The following is a 24,842-nucleotide window of genomic DNA, read 5'->3' as shown; positions in this document are numbered from 1 at the left end:
GGGACAGGTCAGGATGTGGTGCGGCCCCGGCGCGCCAGCAGGCGTACGGCTCCGTCGCCGATCAGCTGGACCACGGTCACGATGACGACGAGCAGCACGACGGTGATGAGCATGAACTGGTCGTCGAAGCGCTGGAATCCGTAGGTGACGGCCTTGGAGCCGAGTCCTTCGCCGCCGACCGCGCCGGCCATCGCGGAGTAGCCGATGAGCACGATGACGGTGGTGGTGACTCCGGAGACGAGCGAGGGCAGCGCCTGCGGCAGCAGGACCTTGCGGACGATCGTGGGGATGGATCCGCCCATCGACTGGACGGCCTCGACGAGCCCGTGGTCGACCTCGCGCACCGCTGTCTCGACGAGCCGCGCGAAGAACGGGATGGCGCCGACGGCGAGCGGCACGATCATCGCGGACGGGCCGATGAAGGTGCCGACGATCCAGGTGGTGAAGGGGATCAGGGCGATCAGCAGGATGATGAAGGGCAGGGAGCGGCCGATGTTCACGACCGCGCCGACGACCTTGTTCACCACGGTGTTCTGGAGCAGTCCGCCCTTGTCGGTGAGGACGAGCAGGATGCCGAGCGGCAGCCCGCCGACGACGGTGACGAGCGTGGACCAGAGCACCATGTAGAGGGTGTCGATGGTTCCCTGCGTGAGCAGTGGCTGCATTTCGGACCAGGTCACTTCGCCACCTCCTTGGTGATCGCGGCGGGGGTCGGGGAGGGAGTGGCGACGGCGGTGCCGTCGTCGACGACCTCGGCCTGGAGGCCCTGCTCGCGCAGGAAGCCGATCGGGACGACGTTCTCCTCGAAGCCGCCGGGCAACTCGATGCGCATACGGCCGATCTGCTTGCCGCCGACGGTGTCCATCGCCGCGCCGAGGATCGAGATGTCGATGTTGTACGTACGGGAGAGCTGCGAGATCACCGGCTGGGCCGCGGTCTCACCGTGAAAGGTGACGTCGACGACGGTGGAGCCAGGACCGGAGGCGGCGCCGCCGACGGGGAACAGCTCGTGGGCCAGTTCGGAGCCCGGGGTGGCCAGCAGCGCGCCGACGGTGCCCGACTCGACGATGCGGCCCTTCTTCATCAGCGCGGCGGAGTCGCAGACGGTCTTGACGACGTCCATCTCATGGGTGATGAGCAGGACGGTGAGGCCGAGTTCCTGGTTGAGGTCGCGCAGCAGTTGCAGGATGGAGCGGGTGGTCTCGGGGTCGAGCGCCGAGGTCGCCTCGTCGGAGAGGAGCACCTTCGGGTCGCCGGCGAGGGCGCGGGCGATACCGACGCGCTGCTTCTGGCCGCCGGACAGCTGACCTGGGTAGGCCTTCGCCTTGTCCGCGAGCCCGACGAGGTCGAGGAGTTCGAGCGCCTTACGGGTCCGCTCCTGTCCTGATGTCCCGAGGATCTCCAGGGGCAGCTCGACGTTGTCCCGGACGGTGCGTGAGTCCAGCAGGTTGAAGTGCTGGAAGACCATGCCGATGCGGTTGCGCGCCCGGCGCAGCTCCTTGCCTGCGCGGCGGCTGCGCCCGGCCAGGGCGGTGAGGTCCTGTCCCGCGACCGTCACGGTGCCCGACGTGGGGCGTTCGAGGAGGTTGACGCAGCGGATGAGGGAGGACTTGCCGGCGCCGCTCTGTCCGATGACGCCGTAGACCTCGCCCTCGCGTACGTGCAGGTCCACGCCGTCCAGGGCGGTGACCTCGCGGCCGCGTGACTGGTAGACCTTCGTGAGGCCCGAAGTGGTGATCACAGGGTTTCCGTCACTGTCGAGTGCACGGCGCGGGATCCGCCGGGCACGGGGCATTCGTCTGATGAGACTGTTCTCAGTGGTCGACCGGTGGGAGTCTCCGCATGGTCCGGCCGCGGCGGATCCGCCGGGCAGGGTGCATGCGCGGGCCGGCTCGGTCCGCTGGGTGCGGACGGCACTGGCTCGGTCTCGCTTCGGGGCGCGAGGCGCGGGCTTGGACCCTCAGAAAGCGCGCATTCGACACATACAACGAGCACCGGGCGTCAGGATCGCCTCGGTCGCAGGGCTGCGGTAGCTCGTCGTGGTCATGCGCCAAGTAAAACAGACGTAACGTCTCCCCGATCCCCCGTGTCCGCATAGCGGACGGCGCTGGACAGGGCTGCCCCCGGCCGGGGATCGCCGCGCGCATGGGCGTGACCTGCGGAAACGCGAACCGCTGCGGGTCCCGCACCGGCGCGGGCGCGATCATGCTGTGCGCACTCTGTGGCAAAGGCCACGCCCGCCGGCCACCGCCCGCCGCGTCTCCGCAGCCGATCGCGCCCACCGGGGCCGCACGCGGCCGCTCCGCACGTCCGTAATATCCTCACGTCATGCTTGACGCCCTGACGGTCGCGGTCGCCGTGACCGCGCTCGCCCTCGCCGCCTGGTGCGGATTCGCCGCCTACCGGGACCAGCCCACGAAGGACTGGCACTTCATCGGTATGGCGGTCGTCTCCGTGCTGGCGCTGGCGCAGCTGCTCGTGGGAATCGTGCAGCTGGCACGCGGCGAGCGGCCCGACCAGGGCATGACCATCTTCATCGCCTATCTGATCGGCGCCTTCGCTGCCGTGCCCGCGGCGGGCTTCCTGTCGCTGTCGGAGCGGACCCGCTGGGGATCGGTGACGGTGGCGGCCGGTGCGGTCGTGCTCGCCGTCCTCGAAGTCCGGCTCTACGACATCTGGGGAAACTGACCATGCGCGACACCGACCGCACGGGGGCGTCCGCGTCCCCGGCATCGCAGGACGACACCCCGCCGCAGAAGCAGCAGTTCGAGCTCGGCACCGGGCCGGGGCGGGTACTGGTCTGGTTCTACGGGGTGTTCACCGTGGCCGCCGCGTCCCGTTCGATCGTCGAGATGATCCTGGACTTCGGCAAGGCGCCGCTCGCCTACATCCTCTCGGCCGTCGCGGCCGTCGTGTACGGCTTCATCACGTACTCGCTGGTGCGGGGCGGGGACAAGGCGCGCAGGGCGGCGCTGGTCTGCTGCGCCGCCGAGCTCGCGGGTGTACTGATCGTCGGTACCTGGACGCGCCTCGAGCCCTCCGCTTTCCCGGACAGCACGGTGTGGTCGGGATTCGGCATGGGCTACCTGTTCATCCCGGTGATCCTGCCGGTCACCGGGATGATCTGGCTGCGCCGCGCACGGAACGCCTGACACCGGCGGCCGGCACAGGCCTCGCGCGGGAGTGGCTCAGGCGCGGGGTTCAGGCACTGGTGACATAGGCGGGCGCGGTGGCGTCCTTCTCCAGCAGGACGAGCCGGACACCGTCGACCCCGGTGGTGTTGCCCACCCGGGCGTAGCCGGCCTTGCGGTAGAGCCGCAGATTGCCCTCGCTGCGCTCCCCGGTGTGGAGACGGAAGCGGGTGGCCGAACGCCCGTCCGCCAGACCGGATTCCGCCGCCCGCAGGAGACGGGTGCCCAGGCCGTGGTTGCGGAGCCGGGGGTGCACGCACAGCTTGCCTATCCTGCCCGTGCCGTCCGTGTCGGTGAAGCCGCGTACCGAGCCGACCACTTCGTCGCCGAGCCGGGCCACGAACACCAGGTCCGTGGTGAGTTCCTCCCGGACGGAGTCGAGGGTCTGGACGAGTGGGTCGATCCGGTAGTTGCCGTAGAGCTCCGCCTCGCTCTGGAAACAGAGGTACTGGAGTCTGAAGATCTGCTCGGCGTCCTGTGCTGCCGCCGCCGAGATGGTCACGCTCATGCCCATGTGTGCATGCCTCCCGCTCACCTGTTCCGCCGGTTGTCTACCGCTCCATTCCCCGCAGTTCAGGAGCTACAACCTCCGCCGTCAGCATTCTGCGCAGACATCCAAGGCATCGGGAACGCATAGGGCCCAAACTCCCCTGTGACATACCCAACTCCCCTGCGATTTCCCGGTAGGTCGGATCGTGGGGGGCCAACATCGCCTGGAGTAATCGGGGGCACTCCCCGGGGAGTCGGCCCACCGCGGCGCGCAGTGCGCGGCGCTCGTCGGCCCCCACCGCGATCCGTTCCGGCCAGCTGGCCCAGTCGCCGGGCGGTTCACCGGCGGTGTAGGCGCGCTCGCGCCGGATCCTGCGCCGGGCGGCGCGTACCTCCGTCCGTACGGCGGCCCGCACCCAGCGGACGGGGTCGGTGGGGAGTCCAGGTCCTCTTCGGCGCTCCAACAGCCTCAGCCACACCGACTGTTCCAGGTCCGCGGCCTCGGTCCCGGCCGCTTCGGCCTCGGCTCCGGCCTCCGCGCGCACCAGCGCGTGCAGGGAGTGGAGGGCCACCCTGGCGCCGTCGCGCGCCGTCCGGGCCCCGGCAGCGGGAACATGATCGGGAGGAGTCATGCCCCGTCAACGCGCCCCCCGCCCGGCGAGTTGCCGTACAGGGGGCGCTCCACCCGACCGGGGCACCGGGGCCGGGCGGCTGACGCGCGGCCCGCCCGGCCCTCTTCTTCAGCGCTGGTTGAAGTCGGCCGCCGCGAGCAGGGCGGTGTCGGGGTTGTCCGAGAAGATCCCGTCGATGCCTGTCTCGAAGTACGTCCGGAAGGCGCCGAACGCGTCGCCGTACGCGTTGGGGTCCGTGCCGCGCCTGAAGTCCGCGGGCAGGAAGGTGTTCTCGTTGCGCATCGTGTACGGGTGCAGGATCAGGCCCCGCGCGTGCGCGTCGGCGACCAGGGTGGTGGGGGAGGTCAGCCGTCCGTCCTCGTCCTGGGGGATGACCAGGTCCAGCCAGGGGCCGATGCCCTGGGCGAAGGACGCGATCCACTTCAGCCCCGCGGGCTTCACCAGATCGGCGACGGTGCGGGGGTCACCGGCCTTCACGAAGTCCCAGGGCTGCGTGTCGGCCGCGTCGAGCAGCACCACACGGGGCGTGGCGACGAGCTTCGACAGCCGGCGCATCGAGGTCGGCTCGAAGGACTGGAGGATCAGCGGCGAGTTCGCACGGTGCCGGCCGTGGCGGCGCAGCAGCTTGGCGAGCGGCTCCTCCAGTGCGAGACCCAGACCCCTGAAGTAGGTGGGGTGCTTGGTCTCGACGTAGAGCCAGACGGCGTGACCGCGCCTGCGGCCCTCCTCCTCCGCCCAGCGCAGGACCTCCTCGAAGGTCGGGATCTCCCAGCGGCCGTCGTAGAGGGTGTTCCTCTGGCGGTTGGCCGGAATCCGCTCCTTGGCCCTGAGGGTCTTCAGCTCGGCGAGGGTGAAGTCCTCGGTGAACCACCCGGTCAGCGGCACCCCGTCGATCTCCTTGGTGGTCTTGCGGCCGGCGAACTCGGGGTGCTCGGCGACGTCCGTCGTGGCGGTGATGTCGTTCTCGTGGCGGCAGACCAGGTGACCGTCCTTGGTCGGCACCAGGTCCTGCTCGACGATGTGCGCGCCCATGTCCAGGGCCAGCTGGTAGGAGCCGATGGTGTGCTCGGGGCGGTAGCCGGCGGTCCCCCGGTGGCCGATGACCGTGGGGACGGGCAGGTCACGGTAGGTGCCGTCGCCGTTGCCCCGCTTGTCCGGGACACGCCCGGCCGCGTTCGCCGTGCCGGCCGCTCCGACGGCGGTCGCACCGAGGGCGGCCGTGCCGAGGACCGCAGCCCCGAGGAGGGTCCGGCGGCCGGGTTCGGTCCGCGCGTGCTCTGTCATGAATGCTCCTCGCATATGATGTCCGGCACCTTCGGGCGAGGCACGATCGTAGGCGGCTACGCCATCGGCGGGGCGGACCGCGGACGAACGTGGCGGAAACACACGTCAACACTGCGTATCCACTGGGTGAACCCGATGTGCGGAGAGGCGGTACCCGCGAGTATCGTCCTCACCTGCACAGACCCTCGCGAATTCCCGCCCCGGCCGCCCGGCCACGACACCGGAGGATGCGTTGTCCCGACTCACGGTCATCAAGGCAGTGCTCGGACCGATCCTGCGACTGCTTTTCCGGCCACAGGTCGAGGGCGTCGAGAACATCCCGGGGGACGGTCCTGTGATCCTCGCGGGCAACCACCTGACGTTCATCGACTCCATGATCATGCCGATCTGCTGCGACCGGCCGGTGTTCTACATCGGCAAGGACGAGTACGTCACCGGCAAGGGCTTCAAGGGCCGGCTGATGGCCTGGTTCTTCACCGGCTGCGGCATGATCCCGGTGGACCGGGACGGTGGCCGCGGCGGGGTCGCGGCCCTGATGACGGGCCGCCGGGTGCTGGACGAGGGCCATGCCTTCGCCATCTACCCGGAGGGCACCCGCTCCCCCGACGGCCGGCTCTACCGCGGCCGTACGGGGATCGCACGGCTGACCCTGATGACCGGCGCGCCGGTCGTGCCGTTCGCGATGATCGGCACGGACAAGCTGCAGCCGGGCGGTTCCGGCCTCCCGCGCCCCGGCAAGGTCACGGTCCGCTTCGGTGAGCAGATGGAGTTCTCCCGCTACGAGGGCATGGACCGCGACCGCTATGTCCTGCGGGCGGTGACGGACTCCGTGATGGCCGAGGTGATGCACCTGTCGGGCCAGGAGTACGTCGACATGTACGCCACGAAGGCCAAGGCCGCCTAGGCCACGCCCACAGAGGCCGGTCACGCGTCGGAGGCCGGTCACGCGTCGGAGCCCGGTCACGCGTCGGGGGCCGGTCACTCGTCGGGGATGATCCCGTCCTCCAGCTTCTGCCCGCGCAGCAGGAACCACGCGGCGACGGCCGTCGCCAGCAGGACGACCGCGCCCACCGCCGCGGAGACCCTGAGCCCGTTGACGAAGGCCTCCTGGGCCGCGACGACCAGCTCGTTCCCCAGGTGCGGCGGGAGGTGCTGGGCGGTCTCCACCGCTCCGCCGAGTGACTCGTGGGCGGCAGCCGCCGAGTCGGCCGATATGCCCGCGGGGGTCCCGAAGCCCAGATAGACGCCCGTGACGATGGATCCGAGCAGGGCGATCCCGAGGGCGGCCCCGAGCTCGTACGCCGTCTCGGACACCGCCGACGCGGAGCCTGCCTGCTCCTTCGGGACACTGGAGAGGATCACGTCGGAGGTGACGGTGAAGGCGAACCCGGCACCGACGCCCACCACCAGGAGCAGGACACCGATGAGCGGATAGCCGGTCTCCTTGTGGATCACCGTGACCACGGCGAGTGACACCCCGATGGCGCCGAGCCCGCCGGCGACCACGGAGCGCACGGAGTAGCGGCGGGCGACCCTCCCCGCCGACAGGCCGGCGGTCACCGCGCCGACCGCCGCGGGCAGTTCGGCGAGCCCGGCCTCCAGCGGACCCCTCCCCTGGACCAGCTGCAGGAACTGCGAGAGGAAGAAGACGATTCCGGACAGCCCGAGGATCGTCAGCAGGTCGGCGAGCACCGCGCCGGAGAACCCCCGGTGGTGGAAGAGCCTCATGTCCAGCAGAGGTGCCGGGAGCTTCAGCTGACGGCGTACGAACCAGATGAGGGCCAGCAGCCCGCCGACGCCCGCCACGCCGGGCAACCAGTTCACGCCGTGTGCGGCGAACTCCTTGATGCCGTACACCACGCCGATCATGCCGACCATCGAGAGCCCCACACTGATCAGGTCCCAGGGGCCCGGCGCGGGGTTCTTCGACTCGGGGATCATCTTGATGCCCACGGCGACCAGTACCGCCATCACGGGCAGATTGATCAGGAAGACCGAGCCCCACCAGAAGTGCTCCAGCAGGAGCCCGCCCACCACGGGTCCGACGGCGGCGCCCGCCGATGCCATCGCACCCCAGATGCCGATGGCCAGGCTGCGCTCGCGCGGGTCGTGGAAGAGGTTGCGGATCAGGGCGAGGGTGGACGGCATCAGGGTGGCGCCCGCGACACCGAGCAGCGCCCGGGCCAGGATCATCATCCCGGGGCCCGCGGCGTAGGCGTTGAGCACCGACACCGCGCCGAACGCGGTGGCGCCGGTCAGCAGCAGCTTCTTCCGGCCGATGCGGTCGCCGAGGCTGCCCATGGAGACCAGGAGCCCGGCGATGACGAAGGAGTACACGTCGCCGATCCAGAGCAGCTGGGTGCCCGTCGGTTCGAGGTCCTCGCTGAGGAAGGGCGTCGCGAGTCCGAGGACGGTGGCGTCGACGGCGACGAGCAGCACCGCCAGGACGAGGACGGTGAGGGCGATCCACCGGCCGGGATGGTGGAGATCGCCCGTGACGCCGGCACTCGACGTGGTGCTGCTCATTTCTCCACGCTCCGGCGTGCTCCACCCAGGAGCAACTCGACGACCATGTACGAGAAGTCCCGCGCGGCGACCCGCCCCGCCTGCACGGACCACGCACCGCTCCCGATCAGGCCGTACAGCGCCTCGGTCAGCCAGGCCGGGGTGAGGTCGATCCTGAATTCGCCGCGCTCCTGACCGCGCCGGAAGAAGGCCGAGACCCGGGTGTCCAGGCGGTCCCAGCCCTCGTTGACCTCGCCCCCCTCGAAGAGCTGGCTCTCGCAGACGAGGAAGGACAGCAGTCCCGCGCTCGGCTCGACGGCCTCGACCAGCCGCCGCAGCGCCTCGTCGGCGGGGCCCTCGTCGAGCGCGGCGGAGTCCAGGGCCGCCTCGAACTCCCGGATCCCGAGGTCTTCGAGCGCCCCGACCAGGGCGCCCCGCCCGGCGAAGTGCCGGTGCAGGGTGGCCCGGCCTATCCCGGCGGCCCGGGCGACCTCGTCCATGGTCGCCGTGGACTTACGGGTCAGCAGGGCGGCGGCGCTGCGCAGAACCTGCTCACGATCAAGAGTCATGGAACGACACTAGCCCAGATGAGACAGTGATGTCCCATGCGACTCGCTCCACGACCGCCGGGGATGATCCGCCCGTGCCGGGCGGCCCGGGGCACCATGGCGTGATGAAGCCGCTGCTGATGATCGACATCGACGGTCCGCTCAACCCGTACGCGGCCCTGGCCCGCCCCACCGTCCCCGAGGGCTACACGCTCCACCGGATGCGGCCGACGGGGTGGCCGCCGGACACTCCGCTGCCCGTGCTGCTCAGCCCCGGTCACGGCGACGAGCTGCTGGCGCTCGCCGACCTCTACGAACTCGTCTGGGCCACCACCTGGAAGGACCAGGCGAACGAGTGGATCGGCCCGCGCATCGGGCTGCCCCCGCTCCCGTACATCGACTGGCCCACGATGCACGCGCCCACGGCGGACGGGACGTACTGGAAGACCCGCTACGTCGTCGACTACGCGGACGGCAGGCCGTTCGCCTGGGTCGACGACGAGATCTCCGGCATCGATACGGCCTGGGTCGCCGCACACCACCCGGGGCGGGCCCTGCTGCGCCGGGTCGACCCCGGGGTGGGGCTGGTGCGGGCCGACTTCCAGGCGCTCGCCGACTGGGCGTGAGCGGGAAGGCCCCGGCGTGGGTGCCGGGCGACGACCCGTGCTTGCGGCCGCTCAGCTCCAGGGCAGCGAGGCCCGGTGGCGCCAGTACGCCTCCGGCTCCTCCACGAGCGCGGCCAGCCGGTCGAGCCGACCCGGGTCGAGGTCGAGCAGCGGTGCGTGCAGATTGGCGGCCAGCTGGGTGGCGGTGACCGCGCCGGACAGGACGACTCCGGCCCAGGGCTGGTGGAGGACCAGCGCCAGGGCGACGGCGTCCGCGTCCAGGCCGGCCTCGGCACCGATCTCGCGGAGGACGGCGGGCGCCTCGGTCCCGGTGAGCCGGCCGTTGGCCACGGCCTCCTTGACGATCACGGTGAGCCCCGCGTCGTGCGCGTCGGCGAGCGCCGCCCCGGCCGAGGTGTCCAGGGCGTTGTAGGTGGCCTGGACGGTACGGAAGAGGGGTTCGCCGTCCACGGTCACCGCGACGGCGGCCCGGATGGCGTCGCTCTGGCCGGGACCGCTCACGGAGAAGCCGACGGTGGTGCCTCCGGCGGCCAGCTCGGCGAGTCGCGCGTGCAGGTTCTTGTCGCTCAGTGCGGGGCTGTCGGCGGTCACCGAGTGGATCTGGTAGAGATCGAGCCGGTCGCCGAGCAGTCCCTCCGTCTCGGCGTGCTGGCGCTCGAAGGTGGCGAGGCCGTGGTCCTTCACCTCGTGCGTCTCGGCGTCGACGCGCCAGTCGCCGGTGTAGGTGTAGCCCCACTTGCTGCCGATGACGACGTCCGTCGCCTCGGGGTGGGCGGCCAGCCACTCGGCGACGAACTCCTCGGCGCGGCCGTAGGAGCGGGCGGCGTCGAAATACCGCACGCCCTGGGCGTAGGCCGCGTCCAGGAGTTCATGGGTGCGGGCGCGCAGCGCGTCCACGCCGCGGTCACCGGGCAGATCCTGGTCACGGTGCGGGGTGATGTAGCCGGGCCTGCCGACGGCGGCCAGGCCGAGCCCGATGTGGGAGGTCGGGGTAGTCGCTCGGTTCAGGCGGGCGAAGGGCATCGCGGGCTCCTCAGGGTCGGTTCCGAACGCCTTCCCGTCAACGTAGCCCGCGATGCCTGTGAATCAGCCGCGCGCGGTCGCCCAGGCGTGCTGCGTCACCAGGTCGGCCTTCACCTCGGCCAGCTGGACGGCGACGGCCGAGGGCGCCGTCCCGCCGCGGCCGTTACGCGAGGCGAGTGCTCCGGGCACGTTCAGGACGGTGCGCACCTCGGGGGTGAGGTGCTCGGAGATCTTCGCGAACTGCTCGTCCGTCAGCTGGTCGAGCTCGATGCCCTGCTGCTCGCAGACCTTGACGCACTCACCCGCGACCTCGTGCGCCACCCGGAACGGGACGCCCTGCCTGACCAGCCACTCGGCGATGTCCGTGGCGAGCGAGAAGCCGGCCGGGGCCAGCTCCTCCATGCGCTCGCGGTTGACGGTGAGCGTGGCCATCATGCCGGTGAAGGCGGGCAGCAGGATCTCCAGCTGGTCGCAGGAGTCGAAGACCGGCTCCTTGTCCTCCTGGAGGTCACGGTTGTACGCGAGCGGGAGGGCCTTCAGGGTCGCCATCAGGCCGGTCAGGTTGCCGATGAGGCGGCCGGACTTGCCGCGGGCCAGCTCGGCGATGTCGGGGTTCTTCTTCTGCGGCATGATCGACGAGCCGGTGGAGAAGGCGTCGTGGAGGGTGACGAAGGAGAACTCCTTCGTGTTCCAGATGATGATCTCCTCGGCGATGCGGGAGAGATTGACGCCGATCATCGCGGTGATGAAGGCGAACTCCGCGACGAAGTCCCGCGACGCGGTGCCGTCGATGGAGTTGCCCGCCGACCCGCGCTCGAAGCCGAGGTCGGCCGCGACCGCCTCCGGGTCGAGCCCGAGGGACGATCCGGCCAGCGCACCGGAGCCGTACGGCGACACCGCGGTCCGCTCGTCCCACTGCCGCAGCCGCTCCGCGTCCCGGGCCAGGGACTGGGCGTGCGCCAGGACATGGTGGGCGAAGAGCACGGGCTGTGCGTGCTGGAGGTGCGTACGGCCGGGCATGGCCACGTCCGGGTGCGCCTCGGCCAGTCCCACCAGCGCGTCCTGGAGCTCGGCGACCAGTCCCCCGATGATCCGGGCATGGTCGCGCAGGTACATACGGAAGAGCGTGGCGACCTGGTCGTTGCGGGACCGGCCGGCGCGCAGCTTCCCGCCGAGGTCGGGGCCGAGACGCTCCAGGAGTCCGCGCTCCAGGGCGGTGTGGACGTCCTCGTCGGCGATGGTGCCGGTGAACGAACCGTCGGCGACGGCGGCTTCCAGCGAGTCGAGCCCCTCGATCATCCGGCCCAGCTCGTCCTCGGTGAGCAGCCCCGCCGTGTTCAGGACGCGCGCGTGGGCACGGGAGCCGGCGATGTCGTACGGCGCGAGCCGCCAGTCGAAGTGGACGGAGGCGGACAGCTTGGCCAGCGCCTCGGCGGGGCCGTCGGCGAAACGGCCGCCCCAGAGGCGTACGTCGCTGTTACCGGTGCCGTTGCTCACTGCGGTGCTCCTCGGGAGTGCAAGGGGTGTGCTTCCGCCTCACGGCGCGATCACGAATAGCATAACTATGCAATGCTCCGTATGCATTGTCAAAGCTCCTGGTCAGCGCGGCCGGAAGAAGGGGGCCGCTGGGCCGTACGGAGCAGGTGCGGTGGGGGCCGGGGGCCGGGCGCCGTACGGTCCGGGCATGCGCAGACTCCTGGTGACCGTGTCCGTCCTGCTCGCCCTGGCCGGTTCACTCGCGGCGCGGCCCGCCGGGGCACCGTCGCTTCCCGAGCGGCTGGCCGACACGGGCGGCGGTACGCAGCTGATCACCGCGGAGGCTTCCGGCACCGACTCCGTCACGGGCACGGTCACCTGGTGGGACCGGCGCGGGGACGGCTGGGTGGCGGCGGGTTCGGCGCCCGCCCGCTTCGGGGCGAACGGGCTGGCCGAAGGCGCCACCCGCACCCAGGGCACGAACACCACGCCCACCGGGCTGTACGACCTGCCGTACGCCTTCGGGACCGAGGCGGCACCGCCCGGGACCCGCTATCCGTACCGGCGGGCCGGTGAGGACGCGTGGTGGTGCCAGGACAACACGGCACGCGCATACAACCGCTGGGTGGAACCACGGCCCGCCGACTGCCGCGCGGACGAGGCCGAACACCTCGTCACCTACCCCACGCAGTACGCCCGTGCGCTCGTCATCGGCTTCAACTACCACCGTCCGGTACGCGGCAGGGGCGCCGGGATCTTCCTGCATGTGGACGGCAAGGGTGCGACCGCCGGCTGTGTGTCCGTGCCGGCGGCCGCGATGGACCGGATCCTGGCCTGGGCGGACCCGGCCCGCCGTCCGCACATCGCGGTCGGGACGGCGTCAGGCCCGACCGCGATCACCCGCTACTGAGGGGCGCGGTCGTTCTGGGCCAGCCGCAGCAGATGGTCGGCCAGTGCCTGACCGCCGCTCGGGTCGCGGCTGATCAGCATCAGCGTGTCGTCCCCCGCGATCGTGCCGAGGATCGCCTGGAGCTCGGCCTGGTCGATGGCCGAGGCGAGGAACTGGGCGGCGCCCGGAGGCGTACGCAGCACCACCAGGTTGGCCGACGCCTCGGCGGAGATGAGCAGTTCCGCGGAGAGCCTGCGCATCCGCTCCTCCTTCGCGGACCCGCCGAGCGGCGCCTGCGGGGTACGGAAACCGCCCTCGCTGGGCACCGCGTAGATCAGCTCGCCGCCGGTGTTGCGGATCTTCACCGCGCCGAGCTCGTCCAGGTCGCGGGAGAGCGTCGCCTGGGTGACGCTCAGCCCGTCGTCGGACAGGAGCCTGGCCAACTGGCTCTGCGAGCGCACCGGCTGACGGTTGAGGATGTCCACGATCCTGCGGTGGCGTGCGGTGCGGGTCTGCGGCACCGACTGCCCTCCGTGGTCGGTTTCCTGCGCCTCGGTCATCGTCGTCGCCTCATTCTGCGGATCGTCACTCCCCTGATCGTCCGTCCCCGTAGGCCGCGTCGAGAGCTGCCGGCAGTATCCGCAGGAACGCGTCCACCTCCGCGTCACCGATGATCAGCGGCGGCATGAGCCGGACGACGTCGGGGGCGGGCGCGTTCACCAGGAGGCCGGCCTCCTGAGCCGCCTGCTGCACCTTCGGCGCGAGGGGCCCGGTGAGCACGATACCCAGCAGCAGTCCTGAACCCCGGACGTGGGAGACCAGCGGGTGTCCGAGGCTCTCGACGCCGTCCCTGATCCGCTCGCCGAGCCGCTTCACGGTGTCCAGGGTGCCGTCGGCCGCGAGCGTGTCCAGCACGGCGAGACCGGCGGCGCAGGCGACGGGGTTGCCGCCGAACGTCGTGCCGTGCTGTCCCGGCTTCAGCAGGTCGGCCGCGGCGCCGAACGCGACGGTCGCCCCGATGGGCAGCCCGCCGCCGAGCCCCTTGGCGAGGGTCACCACGTCGGGCTCGACGCCCTGGTGGGCCTGGTGCTCGAACCACTGGCCGCAGCGGCCGATCCCGGTCTGCACCTCGTCCAGGACGAGCAGCGTGCCGGTGGCCCGCGTGATCTCCCTGGCCGCCTCCAGATAGCCCTTGGGCGGCACGACGACGCCGTTCTCACCCTGCACCGGCTCGATGATCAGCAGCGCGGTCCCGGTCGTCACCGCTCCGCGGAGCGCCTCGACGTCGCCGTACGGCACATGTGTGACCTCGCCCGGCAGCGGTAGGAAGGGGTCCCGCTTCCCGGGCTGGCCGGTCAGTGCGAGGCTGCCCATGGTCCGGCCGTGGAAGCCGCCGTCGGTGGCCACCATGTGCGTACGCCCGGTCAGCCGGCCGATCTTGAAGGCCGCCTCGTTGGCCTCGGCTCCCGAGTTGCAGAAGAAGACCCTGCCGGTGCGTCCGAAGAGCGTCAGGAGCCGCTCGGCGAGCGCGATGGACGGCTCGGCGGTGTAGAGGTTGGAGACATGGCCGAGCGTGGCGATCTGCGTGGAGACGGCGTCGATCACCGCCGGGTGGGCGTGGCCGAGCGCGTTGACCGCGATACCGCCGACGAAGTCGAGGTACGCGTTGTCCTCCGCGTCCCACACCCGGGCGCCGGCGCCGCGCACCAGCGGCAGCCGCGGTGTGCCGTAGTTGTCCATCAGCGCGCCCTGCCAGCGCTGCGCGAACTCCTCGTTGCCGGTCATGACTCCCCCTCTGCGTCGTGCTGTACGGCGGTTGTCGCGTCGGGCACGACCATCGTGCCGATTCCCTCGTCGGTGAAGATCTCCAGCAGGATCGAGTGCTGGACCCGGCCGTCGATGACGCGGGCGGTCTCGACGCCGTTGCGTACGGCGTGGAGACAGCCCCGCATCTTGGGCACCATGCCGCTGGAGAGGTCGGGCAGCAGCTTCTCCAGCTCGGTGGCGGTGAGCCGGCTGATGACGTCGTCGCTGTTCGGCCAGTCCTCGTAGAGGCCCTCGACGTCGGTGAGGACCATCAGCGTCTCGGCGTTCAGCGCGGCGGCGAGTGCGGCGGCGGCGGTGTCGGCGTTCACGTTGTAGACGTGGTTGTCCTCGGCGGAACGCGCGATGGAGGAGATGACCGGGATCCGGCCGTCGTCCAGCAGCGCCTGGATCGCGCCGGTGTCGATGTCGGTGATCTCGCCGACCCGGCCGATGTCCACGGCCTCGCCGTCGATCATCGGGCGGTGCTGGGTGGCGGTGATGGTGTGGGCGTCCTCGCCGGTCATGCCGACGGCGAGCGGGCCGTGCTGGTTGAGCAGCCCGACGAGCTCGCGCTGGACCTGTCCTGCCAGCACCATCCGTACGACGTCCATCGCCTCGGGCGTGGTGACGCGAAGACCGGCCTTGAACTCGCTGACCAGGCCCTGCTTGTCGAGCTGGGCGCTGATCTGCGGACCACCGCCGTGCACGACGACGGGCTTGAGGCCGGCGTGCCGCAGGAAGACGACGTCCTGCGCGAAGGCGGCCTTCAGGTCCTCGTCGATCATGGCGTTCCCGCCGAACTTGATGACGACGGTCCTGCCGTTGTGCCGGGTGAGCCAGGGCAGCGCCTCGATGAGGATCTGGGCCTTGGGCAGCGCGGTGTGCTTCCTCGCGGCGCTCATGAGCTGTACGCGCTGTTCTCGTGGACGTACTCGGCGGTCAGGTCGTTGGCCCAGATGACGGCCGACTCGTCCCCCGCCGCGAGGTCCGCGGTGATCCCGACCTCGCGATAGCGCATGTCCACCAGTTCACGGTCCTCGCCCACGCCACCGTTCTTGCAGACCCAGACGTCGTTGATCGCGACGTTCAGCCGGTCGGGCTCGAAGGCGGCCTTCGTGGTGCCGATCGCGGAGAGGACGCGGCCCCAGTTGGGGTCCTCGCCGTGGATGGCGCACTTGAGGAGGTTGTTACGGGCGATGGACCGGCCGACCTCGACGGCGTCGTCCTCGGTCGCCGCGTTGATCACCTCGATCCGGATGTCCTTGGAGGCGCCCTCGGCATCACCGATCAGCTGCCGGGCGAGGTCGGCGCAGACGCTCTGCACGGCCTGGGCGAACTCGGCGCCTTCGGGGGTGATTCCGCTCGCGCCGGAGGCGAGCAGCAGCACGGTGTCGTTGGTCGACATGCAGCCGTCGGAGTCGACGCGGTCGAAGGTGGTGCGGGTGGCGGCGCGCAGCGCGGCGTCGAGCGCGGGCGCCTCGACGTCGGCGTCGGTGGTGAGGACGACCAGCATGGTGGCGAGGCCGGGGGCGAGCATGCCCGCGCCCTTGGCCATTCCGCCGACGCTCCAGCCGTCGCCGTCGGCGACGGCGGTCTTGTGGACCGTGTCCGTGGTCTTGATCGCGATGGCGGCCTTCTCGCCGCCGTGCTCGCTCAGGGCCGTCGCGGCCTTCTCGATACCGGGCAGGAGCTTGTCCATGGGCAGGAGCAGACCGATCAGACCGGTCGAAGCGACCGCGATCTCCCCCGCGTTGTGCCCGGGGAGCACCTCGGCGGCCTTCTCGGCGGTGGCGTGGGTGTCCTGGAAGCCCTGGGGGCCCGTACAGGCGTTGGCACCACCGGAGTTGAGGACGACGGCGGTCACCTCGCCACCCTTGAGGACCTGTTCCGACCAGAGGACGGGTGCGGCCTTGACGCGGTTGGAGGTGAAGACGCCCGCGGCGGCGCGGCGGGGCCCGTTGTTGACCACCAGGGCCAGGTCGGGATTGCCGCTGTCCTTGATTCCGGCGGCGATACCCGCCGCCGTGAACCCCTTGGCTGCCGTGACGCTCACTGCATCTCCTCGTTCGCTTCTCCGCCCACGCAGCGCAGCGGCGCGGCTTTCGTCGTCCCCCGCAGCCGGGCGGCTGCGCGTGCGTCGCTCACGGTGCGACTCCGATCGTGGAAAGACCCGTTTCCTCGGGGATCCCGAGGGCGATGTTCATGCTCTGCAGGGCGCCTCCGGCGGTGCCCTTGGCGAGGTTGTCGATGGCGCTGATCACGACGATCCGGCCGGCGGCCTCGTCGTGGGCGACCTGGATCTGCACGGCGTTGGACCCGTACACGGCCGCGGTCGCGGGCCACTGCCCCTCGGGCAGCAGGTCGACGAAGGGCTCGTCGGCGAAGGCCTTCTCGTACACGGCGCGGAGCGACTCGGCGTTCACCCCGGGCCTCGCCTTCGCGCTGCAGGTGGCGAGGATGCCGCGTGGCATGGGCGCGAGGGTCGGCGTGAACGACACGGAGACGGGCTCACCCGCCGCCGCGCCGAGGTTCTGGATCATCTCGGGGGTGTGCCGGTGGACCCCGCCGACGCCGTACGGGGACATGTTGCCCATGACCTCCGAACCCAGCAGATGCGGCTTGGCCGCCTTGCCCGCGCCGGAGGTGCCCGACGCGGCGACGACGACGGCCTCGGGTTCGGCGAGGCCGGCCGCGTACGCGGGGAAGAGCGCGAGGGAGACGGCCGTCGGGTAGCAGCCGGGCACGGCGATCCGCTTGGAGCCTTCGAGCGCGGCACGGGCGCCGGGCAGCTCGGGCAGGCCGTAGGGCCAGGTACCGGCGTGCGGGGAGCCGTAGAACTTCTCCCAGTCGGCGGCGTTCTCCAGCCTGAAGTCGGCGCCCATGTCGACGACGAGCACCTCGTCACCGAGCTGTTCGGCCACCGACGCGGACTGCCCGTGCGGCAGGGCCAGGAAGACGACGTCGTGTCCGGCGAGCGCCTCGACCGTGGTCGCGGCGAGGACGCGGTCCGCGAGCGGCCGCAGATGCGGCTGTAGCGCGCCGAGTCGCTCCCCGGCGTTGGAGTGGCCGGTGAGGGCCCCGATCTCGACCTGTGGGTGGGTGAGGAGCAGACGGAGCAGTTCCCCGCCGGCGTACCCACTCGCCCCTGCCACTGCCGCACGTACCGCCATCGGAATTCCTCTCATCGATGGCATGACTATACGCAGCTATGCACTTTTATGCAAAGCCCCCACAGGGCTCCCGCCGGTGGAGACGGCGCCGATTACGGGGCTTCCGTGGCACCCAGGGCCGCGGAACCGTCGGCGCACGGGATTTCGACGTCGATGAATTCACGGAGGCGGGCTCGGAGGTGGGTGGGCATGTCGATCGCCCGAGGGTCGAGGAGCCACTGCACCTGCAGGCCGTCGATCATGGCCACCAGCTCCGCGGGCAGGCACTCGGTGTCGACGTGGGGGCGCAGCAGACCCCGCCGGGACAGGTTCTCCACCGCGGCCCTGGCCTCGCGCCGTACGCGCTCGTAGCGGGCGACGAAGTAGGGGCGGGCGGGGTGGTCGAGTGCGGTGGCCTCGCTCGACAGGACGGCGAACAGGCTCACGATGGTCGGGTTCGCCTGATTGTGCGCCACGAGGCGGATCAGGCCGGCGAAGTACTCCAGACCGTCCTCGGCGGCCTGGGAAGCGGCTCCCTCACTGAAGAAATGCGCGTCGTCCTGGAGTTCACGCCGGGCCAGGACGGCTTCGAGCAGCGCCTCCTTGGTGGGGAAGTGGTGCAGCAGCCCCGCACGGGAGACGCCGCAGGCGCCGGCCAGCTGGACCATGCTGGCGTTGCGGTAGCCGACCTTGCCGAACGCGGTGAAGGCCGCCTCGATGATCTGCGCGCGGCGCCTTTCCCCTTTGGGGTAGTTGCGGGCGCCGCTCGATGCGGAGGCTGTCGGACGGCTCATGATTCGATGCTATCCACTCCAGATACCGTCAGCCCTGTCGGTATTGTCCGGCGACGCTCCGCCGCCGATGCGGCGCGGTGGGGCAACCGTCGTCCAGGCCGAGCAGCGAGGCATGCCCGTGCCGTGTCCGCCCGACCTCCGCGCAGGACCGGGCTTCGAGCCGCGACCGGAGCTCGATATCCGGCAGCCCGGCGGCCATGTTCGCGAGGCGCGTGCACGCGCCTAGAAAACCGACATACATGTCGGTATCGTTCCCGGCGAAGCCGGCCCGGCGCGCATTCACCTCGGAGAGGACTTCTTCGGCATGCCCGCACCTCAGATGGCTCTTCAGCTCTACTCCGTCCGGCACCTGCTGGAGACGGACCGACAGCACACGCTGGCACAGATCTCCGCCCTGGGCTTACGCACGGTGGAGGTCTACGACTTCGTGGGCAGCATCGACAGCCTCCCGGCCGCCCTGCGGGAGGCAGGCCTGACAGCCCGTACCGGGCACGCGGGGTTGCTCTCGCCCGACGCCTCCTCGGCCGACGGGCAGGACGCGCAGTGGGAGGAGACGTTCCAGGCGGCCCGCGCCCTGGGCCTGGAGTCCGTGTTCGACCCGTTTGTGGCCCCCGAACGCTGGGTGGCCGAGAGGGACGTCGCCGCTACCGCGGATCTTCTGAACCGAGCCGCCGAAGCCGCCGCCGCCCACGGTCTCACCGTCGGCTACCACAACCACTCGCAGGAGTTCGTGCAAAGGATCAAGGGCGTCAGCGCCTTCGAGTTCTTCGCCGGACTCCTCGATCCCCGCGTCACGTTGGAGATCGACCTGTACTGGGCCGCGGTCGGCGGCAACGACCCGGTGTCGCTCCTGGAGCGGCTGGGCAGCCGTGTGGAGGCCCTGCACATCAAGGACGGTGCCGTGATCGACGACCCGTTCTTCTCCGGCCTCCCCTTCGATCCCGCCGACACGGGCCAGGTGGCGCCCGGAGAGGGTCGGATCCCCCTGGACGCCGCACTGCGCAGCGCCCGCCATGCCCGCTGGGCCGTCATCGAGTTCGACCACTACGACGGCGATGTCCTCGACGGCATCGCCGCCGCCGTCCGTTACCTCCACGCGAAGGGGATCCGCTGATGAGCACCCACGGACCGGTCGGAGTCGGCCTCATCGGCGCGGGCAACATCAGCGACACGTACCTCCGGAGCCTCACCTCGTTCCCCGACGTCCGGGTCCACATCGTCGGTGACCTGGACACCGGGCGCGCACGGGCCCGGGCGGACGGACACGGTGTCCTGCGCTCGGGCACCGCGGCCGACGTCCTGGCCCACGACGACGTCGACATCGTCGTCAACCTGACCGTTCCGGCCGCCCACGCCGAGGTCTCCTCCCGGGCACTGGCCGCGGGCAAGCACGTCTGGTCCGAGAAGCCCCTCGCCGTCGACCGGGACAGCGCCCGCTCGGTGCTGGACCAGGCCGCGGCCGCGGGCCTGCGCGTGGGCGTGGCCCCTGACACGGTCCTCGGGCCCGCCCTGCAGACCGCACGGCGCGCTCTGGCCCGCGGCGACATCGGCCGGCCGCTGTCCGCGCAGACCGTGATGCAGAACGCCGGACCCGATGCCTGGCACCCCGGCCCCGAGTTCTTCTTCGCCAAGGGGGCCGGCCCGCTGTTCGACATGGGCCCCTACTACATCACCACGCTCCTCAACCTGTTCGGCCCCGCCGAGCGCGTCGCCGCCGTGGGTTCCACCGCCCGAGCGGTGCGCACCATACGCACCGGCGACCGAGCCGGGACGAGCTTCGACGTCGCGGTGCCCACCCATGTCTCCGCGCTCGTCCGGTTCGCCGCCGGAGGCGTCAGCCAGAGCGTCTTCAGCTTCGACTCGCCCCTCACGCGCGTCGGCGTCGTCGAGATCACCGGCACCGAGGGCACCATGGTCCTGCCCGACCCGAACTTCTTCAGCGGGGACGTCAGGATCACCCGGGGCACACTCGCCGGCGACGACGACGCGGATCCCGTCTGGCACACCATCCCCTCGGCCCGGGTCGAGGCGGGCCGAGGGCTGGGCGTGCTCGACATGGCCCGCGCCCTTCGCACGGGGCGGCCCCACATCGCCACCGGCGACCTCGGATACCACGCTCTGGATGTCCTCACGGCGATCGACGCATCGGTGACCACCGGCGAGAGCGTCCGCCTCAGCAGCGGTCTGGACAGCATTCCCTACGTCGATGAGAGCGTCAGCCCCTTCGCGGCGACGCTGTGACCACCGCTGTCCGGCCGGTGTCGGCGGATCGCCGCCGACGCCGGCCGGGCGGCGGCCAGTACGATACGGACCATGCAGCCACCCCGTCACCTGCCCTCGGCGGCGCGTTCACCCCTCGGAACTGCTCCGCGCGGCCTGCTGACGGAGCGGATCGCGCGCCGTCTGGAGCACGACATCCGCTCGGGAGTGATCGCCCCGGGCGACAAGCTGCCGTCGGAACGTGAGCTGGCCGGCGAGTTCCAGGCCAGCCGGGGCGTGGTGCGCGAGGTGCTGCGGCGGCTCGAGGCCCAGCAACTCATCGAAGTCGCCCCGGGGCGCGGTTCCTTCGTCCGGGAGCAGGACTCGGGACAGGCACGGGGTTACGACGCGCTGTACCGAGCCGGACGTCCGACCGTCCGCCAGCTCATCGAAGCGCGCATTCCGATGGAGACCGAGATGGTCCGGCTGGCCGCCCTGAGGGCGACGGACGAGGATCTCGCGGCGCTGCGCGCCGCACGGGACGAGCTGGAGACCGCCCAGGACGTGGTGGACAAGGCGCGCGCCGACCTCGCCTTCCACGACGCCATCGCCGTGGCCAGCAAGAACCCGGTCCTGAGGATCATGCTGTCCTCCGTGAGCGGCATGATGTTCGAGCTGATGCTGCGCTCCAACTCCGATCCTTCGATCGCCGAACCGGGCGTCCCGCACCACCCCGAGATCTTCGAGGCGCTGGAGCGGCGCGACCCCGAAGAGGCCGCTCGCCGGATGCATGAGCACCTCACCCTCGCCCTGCGCACGTACGGCTCCGACCTGGACGTGCAGATCGACGTCATGGCCAGCAATCACATCGAGATGCTTCTGGGGCAGCACGGGCCTTAGGGCCTTTCGTCCGGATCAGGCCGGGCTCGGACGGGCGCACCGACCAGAAGGTGAGAAGTTCCGGGTCGGGGGTGTTGCCCCGAGGTTCCCCCTGTTACGTTTCGTCTGGTCCAACTGGTCCAACTGGTCCTACCAGTTGGACCAGACCCTTCGGGTCGTACGTATCCGGACTGAGAGACAGAGGACAAGGATGTCCACGAGCAGCCAGCTTCTGAGTCGGCGCTCCTTCGGGCGGCTGATGACCGGCGGAGCGGTGGCCGCCGTCGGTGCGTGCTCACCGGGCCGTCCGGCCGCCGGCGCGCCCTTGCGGATCATGGCGATCAATCACGTCTGGTCCCAGGCCGTGAAGCGCCGCCTGGGCGAGTTCGAAGACCTGATCGGCCGCCGGGTCTCCATGACGCTGCTGACCGCGGACCAGCTCGCCAGCAGCTACAACGTCAAACTGAACGCCTCCGGCACGGACATCGACGTCATGATGGTGCGCGCCCTGCAGGAGCAGGGGCTCTTCGCCCACAACGACTGGCTGGTCGATCTCACCGACCGGGTCACCGGTGACGCGGACTTCGCATGGGACGACTTCCAGGACGCCCCACGCAGGACGTCGACGACGGCCGGCGAGGTCCTGAGCGTCCCCGTCGTCACCGAACGCCCGGTGCTGTACTACCGCAAGGACATCGCCGCCGATCTGGGCGGGGTGCCGGACACCCTCGACAAGCTGCTGGCCGCCTCGGAGAAGGCCGCCGACCGGTCCGGCGGCATGTTCGGCTACGTGGGCCGCGGCCAGCGCAGCGGCGCCGTCTCCCAGTGGTCGAGCTTCCTGTACTCCTACGGCGGTGACTTCATCGTCGACGGCGCCTCCGGCATAGGGAGCGCACAGGCCATCGCCGCGTACGAGTACTACGGACGGCTGCTCGGCCGGACGGGGCCTCCGGGCGCGACCAACATGAGCCTGGAACAGGCCATGCCGATCTTCGCCCAGGGCAAAGCGGCGTTCTACATCGACGCGGACGCGATCTACAGCAGCTTCCTCGACCCGAAGATCACGACGCCCGCCGTGCGCGAGACGGTCGGATTCGCTCCCTTCCCCGCGGGCCCCGCCGGTGCCAGACCTCACAACATCCCCTCGTGGAGCCTCGGCATCAACCGCTTCTCCCTGCGGCGGGACGACGCATGGCAGTTCATCCGCTGGGCCGCAGGGGTCAGCCAGTCCCGCGCACTGCAGGCGGAAGGCATCCCCGGCGCCCGCACCTCCGCATGGAACGACCCGAGCACCCTGCGGAAGTTCCCGCCGGAACTGGCCGAGGCCATGCGCGTCAACGCCTCCCGCGGCGTCGGCCACGACCGGCCCCAGGTGCTCCAGGTGGGCCGCGCCCGCGACATCATCGGGCGCCCGCTCGTCGCGTCCGTACTCGGCCAGTCGGTCCGGCCGGTCGCCCGGGACGCCCACGCCGAGTTCAACGAATTCCTCGTCCGCGACAACCGTCACAAGGAGTCCTGATGAGTACCGCCGGACTCACCACCACCCGCGGCACGGGCACACCGCAACCGCCCCGCCCAAAGGGCCGACGCGCCACGGTCACCTTCGACCAGGCCAATCGCCGACTGCGCTGGGCCATGCTCGCGCCCGCCCTGCTCTTCGTCGGCCTCATGATCGTCTTTCCGCTGCTGTTCACCGCGGACCTCAGCCTGACCGATGCCTTCGGCGCGGTGAACGCCGGCAAGGAACACATCGGGCTCACCAACTTCACCGACGCCATCGGCGACACCCGCCGCTTCTGGCCCGCCCTCACACGCACCGTCGTCTTCACGCTCGGCGCCGTACTCGTGGAGACCGTACTCGGGCTGGCTCTCGCCATGTTGCTGCGCAAACCGTTCCGCGGCATGCGCTGGGTACGCACCGTCCTGATCATCCCGCTGCTGGCCACACCCGTGGCCATCGGCATCCTGTGGCTGCTGATCCTGGACCCCACCAACGGCATCGCCAACCACCTGCTCAGCTCCGTCGGTCTGCCGCGTCAGGAGTTTCTCGGCTCGGTCGGACAGTCCCTGCCGACCCTGGTCCTCATCGACGTCTGGCAATGGACCCCGATGATGACCCTGTTGCTCCTGGCCGGTCTGACGACGCTGCCGGAAGAACCCGAGGAGGCCGCACGCGTCGACGGCGCCGGCCCCTGGCAGCGCTTCCGGTACGTCACGCTGCCGATGCTCGTCCCCACCCTGGCCACCGCCCTGGTGCTGCGCGCCGTCGACGCCCTGAAGACCTTCGACCTGCTCTACGCCACCAAGGGCCCGGGCGGCGGTTCGGACTTCGAGGTCGAGACACTCAACGTCTACGCCTACGGCCTCACCTTCGACTACCAGGAGTACGGCCTCGCCGCGGCCGTGCTGGTCCTGTTCACACTGTTCATCGTCGGCGTCGTCATCCTGATGCGTCGCCGCGGCCAAGGGAAGAACGTATGACCGTCACCGCCGGCCCCGCGGCCCCGACCGCTGCCGCACGCAACCGCCGCCGCACGCTTCTCTCCGCCGCCCGCGCACTCGCCGTCACCCTGGTCGTGCTGCTCTTCGGGCTGCCGATCGTGTGGATGTTCGCCGCCGCGTTCAAGACCAACGTCCAGGTCACCGATCCTTCCGTCGGTCTGTGGTTCACCCCGACCCTGGAGAACTTCCGCGCCGTCTTCGAAGCGGGCCAGATAGTCCGCTCCATGGGCAACTCCCTTCTGGTCGGAGTGGTCTCCACCGTCCTGTCCGCCGTGATAGCGGTGCCCGCGGCGTGGGCGGTCGGCCGGTTCTCCATGCACCGCGCGGCCTCCCTCATCCTCGTCGCGCGGATCGTGCCGGCCATCTCCCTCCTGGTGCCCTGGTACTACCTGTTCGCCCAGGCGGGACTGGTCGGCTCCTACACCGTGCTCGTCCTCAGCCACATGTTCGTCTCCGTGCCGCTGATCATGTGGATCATGATCAGCTTCTTCGCCGGGCTCCCCGTCGAACTCGAGGAGGCCGCCCAGGTCGACGGACTCAGCGCGTTCGGTGCCTTCCGGCGCATCACCCTTCCGCTGGCGGCACCCGGAACCGCGACGGCCTCCCTGCTGGCCTTCGTCTTCAGCTGGAACAACTTCATGTTCGCGCTGGTCTTCGCCGACGACAGTACCCAGACGGTGCCCGTCACCCTGTTCAACTTCATCTCCTACGCCAGCACCGACTGGGGCGGACTCATGGCCGCGACCACCCTGATCACCGTGCCCGTACTGATCGCCGCCGTCCTCGGCCAGAAATACCTGATCGCCGGACTCACCTCCGGCGCGACCAAGGGCTAGGGCGGGTTCCGAAA

The 24,842-nt window shown here is 70.6% G+C and carries 26 protein-coding genes; 11 read left to right on the top strand and 15 right to left on the bottom strand.

What is annotated here, in order from left to right; genetic code table 11:
- Positions 1–8 precede the first annotated feature (8 nt).
- Together OG623_RS29625 and OG623_RS29620 are read right to left on the bottom strand one after the other, a co-directional pair.
- Positions 9–680, bottom strand: coding sequence for a methionine ABC transporter permease (locus OG623_RS29625; protein ID WP_406150637.1), 672 nt, complete (start codon positions 678–680; stop codon positions 9–11).
- Positions 677–1,741 carry a methionine ABC transporter ATP-binding protein gene (locus OG623_RS29620; protein ID WP_406150635.1) on the bottom strand — a complete coding sequence of 355 codons (1,065 nt, stop codon included), beginning with the start codon at positions 1,739–1,741 and terminating at the stop codon, positions 677–679. The genes OG623_RS29625 and OG623_RS29620 overlap by 4 nt, the downstream gene beginning before the upstream one ends.
- Before the next feature lie 587 nt (positions 1,742–2,328).
- Here OG623_RS29620 and OG623_RS29615 point away from each other — a divergent pair.
- Positions 2,329–2,688 carry a hypothetical protein gene (locus OG623_RS29615; protein ID WP_103516013.1) on the top strand — a complete coding sequence of 120 codons (360 nt, stop codon included), beginning with the start codon at positions 2,329–2,331 and terminating at the stop codon, positions 2,686–2,688.
- A gap of 2 nt (positions 2,689–2,690) precedes the next feature.
- Complete coding sequence (locus OG623_RS29610) at positions 2,691–3,152, top strand: hypothetical protein (RefSeq protein WP_406150633.1); 462 nt, start codon at positions 2,691–2,693, stop codon at positions 3,150–3,152.
- A 49-nt stretch (positions 3,153–3,201) separates the two neighbouring features.
- Here OG623_RS29610 and OG623_RS29605 read toward each other — a convergent pair whose 3' ends face one another.
- From OG623_RS29605 to OG623_RS29595, 3 genes are all read right to left on the bottom strand, one after another.
- Entirely contained in the window at positions 3,202–3,705 is a 504-nt protein-coding gene (locus OG623_RS29605; protein WP_406150632.1) for a GNAT family N-acetyltransferase, read from the bottom strand.
- Positions 3,706–3,742: 37 nt separating this feature from the next.
- Positions 3,743–4,312, bottom strand: coding sequence for a sigma-70 family RNA polymerase sigma factor (locus OG623_RS29600; protein WP_406150631.1), 570 nt, complete (start codon positions 4,310–4,312; stop codon positions 3,743–3,745).
- 108 nt (positions 4,313–4,420) lie between these two features.
- Positions 4,421–5,596 (bottom strand): glycerophosphodiester phosphodiesterase, encoded by a 1,176-nt coding sequence (locus OG623_RS29595; RefSeq protein WP_406150630.1) that lies wholly within the window; start codon positions 5,594–5,596, stop codon positions 4,421–4,423.
- Positions 5,597–5,828: 232 nt separating this feature from the next.
- Here OG623_RS29595 and OG623_RS29590 point away from each other — a divergent pair, with 232 nt between their 5' ends.
- On the top strand, positions 5,829–6,500 hold the full coding sequence (locus OG623_RS29590; protein WP_362890374.1) for a lysophospholipid acyltransferase family protein: 672 nt from the start codon (positions 5,829–5,831) through the stop codon (positions 6,498–6,500).
- A gap of 74 nt (positions 6,501–6,574) precedes the next feature.
- Here the strand turns inward: OG623_RS29590 and OG623_RS29585 are convergent, their stop codons facing one another.
- Both OG623_RS29585 and OG623_RS29580 read right to left on the bottom strand, forming a co-directional pair.
- On the bottom strand, positions 6,575–8,122 hold the full coding sequence (locus OG623_RS29585; protein ID WP_406150628.1) for an MFS transporter: 1,548 nt from the start codon (positions 8,120–8,122) through the stop codon (positions 6,575–6,577).
- Complete coding sequence (locus OG623_RS29580) at positions 8,119–8,670, bottom strand: TetR/AcrR family transcriptional regulator (protein WP_406150626.1); 552 nt, start codon at positions 8,668–8,670, stop codon at positions 8,119–8,121. The genes OG623_RS29585 and OG623_RS29580 overlap by 4 nt, the downstream gene beginning before the upstream one ends.
- 104 nt (positions 8,671–8,774) lie before the next feature.
- On the opposite strand from OG623_RS29580, the gene OG623_RS29575 reads away from it, so the two are divergent.
- Complete coding sequence (locus OG623_RS29575; RefSeq protein WP_406152065.1) at positions 8,775–9,275, top strand: hypothetical protein; 501 nt, start codon at positions 8,775–8,777, stop codon at positions 9,273–9,275.
- A 51-nt stretch (positions 9,276–9,326) separates the two neighbouring features.
- Here OG623_RS29575 and OG623_RS29570 read toward each other — a convergent pair whose 3' ends face one another.
- Positions 9,327–10,298, bottom strand: a complete 972-nt coding sequence (locus OG623_RS29570; RefSeq protein WP_406150625.1) for an aldo/keto reductase — start codon at positions 10,296–10,298, stop codon at positions 9,327–9,329.
- A 63-nt stretch (positions 10,299–10,361) separates the two neighbouring features.
- Positions 10,362–11,795, bottom strand: coding sequence for an argininosuccinate lyase (argH, locus tag OG623_RS29565; RefSeq protein ID WP_406150624.1), 1,434 nt, complete (start codon positions 11,793–11,795; stop codon positions 10,362–10,364).
- A gap of 187 nt (positions 11,796–11,982) precedes the next feature.
- Here argH and OG623_RS29560 point away from each other — a divergent pair, with 187 nt between their 5' ends.
- Positions 11,983–12,684: a L,D-transpeptidase gene (locus OG623_RS29560; protein ID WP_406150623.1), complete on the top strand. Its 702-nt coding sequence runs from the start codon at positions 11,983–11,985 to the stop codon at positions 12,682–12,684.
- Here OG623_RS29560 and OG623_RS29555 read toward each other — a convergent pair.
- From OG623_RS29555 to OG623_RS29530, 6 genes are all read right to left on the bottom strand, one after another.
- Positions 12,678–13,223 carry an arginine repressor gene (locus OG623_RS29555; RefSeq protein WP_406150621.1) on the bottom strand — a complete coding sequence of 182 codons (546 nt, stop codon included), beginning with the start codon at positions 13,221–13,223 and terminating at the stop codon, positions 12,678–12,680. The two genes, OG623_RS29560 and OG623_RS29555, sit on opposite strands and share 7 nt — an antisense overlap.
- 25 nt (positions 13,224–13,248) lie before the next feature.
- Positions 13,249–14,448: an acetylornithine transaminase gene (locus OG623_RS29550; RefSeq protein ID WP_406150619.1), complete on the bottom strand. Its 1,200-nt coding sequence runs from the start codon at positions 14,446–14,448 to the stop codon at positions 13,249–13,251.
- Positions 14,445–15,371: an acetylglutamate kinase gene (gene argB, locus OG623_RS29545; protein ID WP_406150617.1), complete on the bottom strand. Its 927-nt coding sequence runs from the start codon at positions 15,369–15,371 to the stop codon at positions 14,445–14,447. Before argB ends, OG623_RS29550 begins: the two co-directional genes overlap by 4 nt.
- Complete coding sequence (gene argJ, locus OG623_RS29540; RefSeq protein WP_406150615.1) at positions 15,368–16,522, bottom strand: bifunctional glutamate N-acetyltransferase/amino-acid acetyltransferase ArgJ; 1,155 nt, start codon at positions 16,520–16,522, stop codon at positions 15,368–15,370. The genes argB and argJ overlap by 4 nt, the downstream gene beginning before the upstream one ends.
- A gap of 88 nt (positions 16,523–16,610) precedes the next feature.
- Positions 16,611–17,639, bottom strand: coding sequence for an N-acetyl-gamma-glutamyl-phosphate reductase (gene argC, locus OG623_RS29535; RefSeq protein WP_406150614.1), 1,029 nt, complete (start codon positions 17,637–17,639; stop codon positions 16,611–16,613).
- Between the two features lie 92 nt (positions 17,640–17,731).
- Positions 17,732–18,412, bottom strand: a complete 681-nt coding sequence (locus tag OG623_RS29530) for a TetR/AcrR family transcriptional regulator (protein ID WP_406150612.1) — start codon at positions 18,410–18,412, stop codon at positions 17,732–17,734.
- A 304-nt stretch (positions 18,413–18,716) separates the two neighbouring features.
- Between OG623_RS29530 and OG623_RS29525 the strand changes: the two genes are divergently transcribed.
- The 6 genes from OG623_RS29525 to OG623_RS29500 all read left to right on the top strand — a co-directional run bounded on the left by OG623_RS29525 (position 18,717) and on the right by OG623_RS29500 (position 24,828).
- Positions 18,717–19,526 carry a sugar phosphate isomerase/epimerase family protein gene (locus OG623_RS29525; RefSeq protein WP_406150611.1) on the top strand — a complete coding sequence of 270 codons (810 nt, stop codon included), beginning with the start codon at positions 18,717–18,719 and terminating at the stop codon, positions 19,524–19,526.
- Entirely contained in the window at positions 19,526–20,653 is a 1,128-nt protein-coding gene (locus tag OG623_RS29520; RefSeq protein WP_406150609.1) for a Gfo/Idh/MocA family protein, read from the top strand. Before OG623_RS29525 ends, OG623_RS29520 begins: the two co-directional genes overlap by 1 nt.
- Positions 20,654–20,725: 72 nt before the next feature.
- Positions 20,726–21,511: a FadR/GntR family transcriptional regulator gene (locus tag OG623_RS29515; protein WP_406150608.1), complete on the top strand. Its 786-nt coding sequence runs from the start codon at positions 20,726–20,728 to the stop codon at positions 21,509–21,511.
- A 190-nt stretch (positions 21,512–21,701) separates the two neighbouring features.
- A complete protein-coding gene (locus OG623_RS29510) occupies positions 21,702–23,009 on the top strand; it encodes an extracellular solute-binding protein (protein WP_406150607.1) in 1,308 nt (435 codons plus the stop codon).
- A complete protein-coding gene (locus OG623_RS29505) occupies positions 23,009–23,971 on the top strand; it encodes a carbohydrate ABC transporter permease (RefSeq protein WP_406150606.1) in 963 nt (320 codons plus the stop codon). Before OG623_RS29510 ends, OG623_RS29505 begins: the two co-directional genes overlap by 1 nt.
- Positions 23,968–24,828 (top strand): carbohydrate ABC transporter permease, encoded by an 861-nt coding sequence (locus OG623_RS29500; RefSeq protein ID WP_406150604.1) that lies wholly within the window; start codon positions 23,968–23,970, stop codon positions 24,826–24,828. Before OG623_RS29505 ends, OG623_RS29500 begins: the two co-directional genes overlap by 4 nt.
- Positions 24,829–24,842 lie beyond the last annotated feature (14 nt).

It is taken from the genome of Streptomyces sp. NBC_01012, from assembly GCF_045162755.1.
Lineage (GTDB): Bacteria > Actinomycetota > Actinomycetes > Streptomycetales > Streptomycetaceae > Streptomyces.
Note: the sequence above shows the minus strand (reverse complement) of the source record. Positions and strands in the feature narration are given on the sequence as shown.

Coding starts and splice junctions, on each gene's coding strand:
- OG623_RS29615 (WP_103516013.1), top strand. CDS start 2,329: ATGCTTGACGCCCTGACGGTCGCGGTCGCCGTGACCGCGCTCGCCCTC.
- OG623_RS29610 (WP_406150633.1), top strand. CDS start 2,691: ATGCGCGACACCGACCGCACGGGGGCGTCCGCGTCCCCGGCATCGCAG.
- OG623_RS29605 (WP_406150632.1), bottom strand. CDS start 3,705: ATGGGCATGAGCGTGACCATCTCGGCGGCGGCAGCACAGGACGCCGAG.
- OG623_RS29600 (WP_406150631.1), bottom strand. CDS start 4,312: ATGACTCCTCCCGATCATGTTCCCGCTGCCGGGGCCCGGACGGCGCGC.
- OG623_RS29595 (WP_406150630.1), bottom strand. CDS start 5,596: ATGACAGAGCACGCGCGGACCGAACCCGGCCGCCGGACCCTCCTCGGG.
- OG623_RS29585 (WP_406150628.1), bottom strand. CDS start 8,122: ATGAGCAGCACCACGTCGAGTGCCGGCGTCACGGGCGATCTCCACCAT.
- OG623_RS29580 (WP_406150626.1), bottom strand. CDS start 8,670: ATGACTCTTGATCGTGAGCAGGTTCTGCGCAGCGCCGCCGCCCTGCTG.
- OG623_RS29575 (WP_406152065.1), top strand. CDS start 8,775: ATGAAGCCGCTGCTGATGATCGACATCGACGGTCCGCTCAACCCGTAC.
- OG623_RS29570 (WP_406150625.1), bottom strand. CDS start 10,298: ATGCCCTTCGCCCGCCTGAACCGAGCGACTACCCCGACCTCCCACATC.
- OG623_RS29560 (WP_406150623.1), top strand. CDS start 11,983: ATGCGCAGACTCCTGGTGACCGTGTCCGTCCTGCTCGCCCTGGCCGGT.
- OG623_RS29555 (WP_406150621.1), bottom strand. CDS start 13,223: ATGACCGAGGCGCAGGAAACCGACCACGGAGGGCAGTCGGTGCCGCAG.
- OG623_RS29550 (WP_406150619.1), bottom strand. CDS start 14,448: ATGACCGGCAACGAGGAGTTCGCGCAGCGCTGGCAGGGCGCGCTGATG.
- argB (WP_406150617.1), bottom strand. CDS start 15,371: ATGAGCGCCGCGAGGAAGCACACCGCGCTGCCCAAGGCCCAGATCCTC.
- argC (WP_406150614.1), bottom strand. CDS start 17,639: ATGGCGGTACGTGCGGCAGTGGCAGGGGCGAGTGGGTACGCCGGCGGG.
- OG623_RS29530 (WP_406150612.1), bottom strand. CDS start 18,412: ATGAGCCGTCCGACAGCCTCCGCATCGAGCGGCGCCCGCAACTACCCC.
- OG623_RS29525 (WP_406150611.1), top strand. CDS start 18,717: ATGCCCGCACCTCAGATGGCTCTTCAGCTCTACTCCGTCCGGCACCTG.
- OG623_RS29520 (WP_406150609.1), top strand. CDS start 19,526: ATGAGCACCCACGGACCGGTCGGAGTCGGCCTCATCGGCGCGGGCAAC.
- OG623_RS29515 (WP_406150608.1), top strand. CDS start 20,726: ATGCAGCCACCCCGTCACCTGCCCTCGGCGGCGCGTTCACCCCTCGGA.
- OG623_RS29510 (WP_406150607.1), top strand. CDS start 21,702: ATGTCCACGAGCAGCCAGCTTCTGAGTCGGCGCTCCTTCGGGCGGCTG.
- OG623_RS29505 (WP_406150606.1), top strand. CDS start 23,009: ATGAGTACCGCCGGACTCACCACCACCCGCGGCACGGGCACACCGCAA.
- OG623_RS29500 (WP_406150604.1), top strand. CDS start 23,968: ATGACCGTCACCGCCGGCCCCGCGGCCCCGACCGCTGCCGCACGCAAC.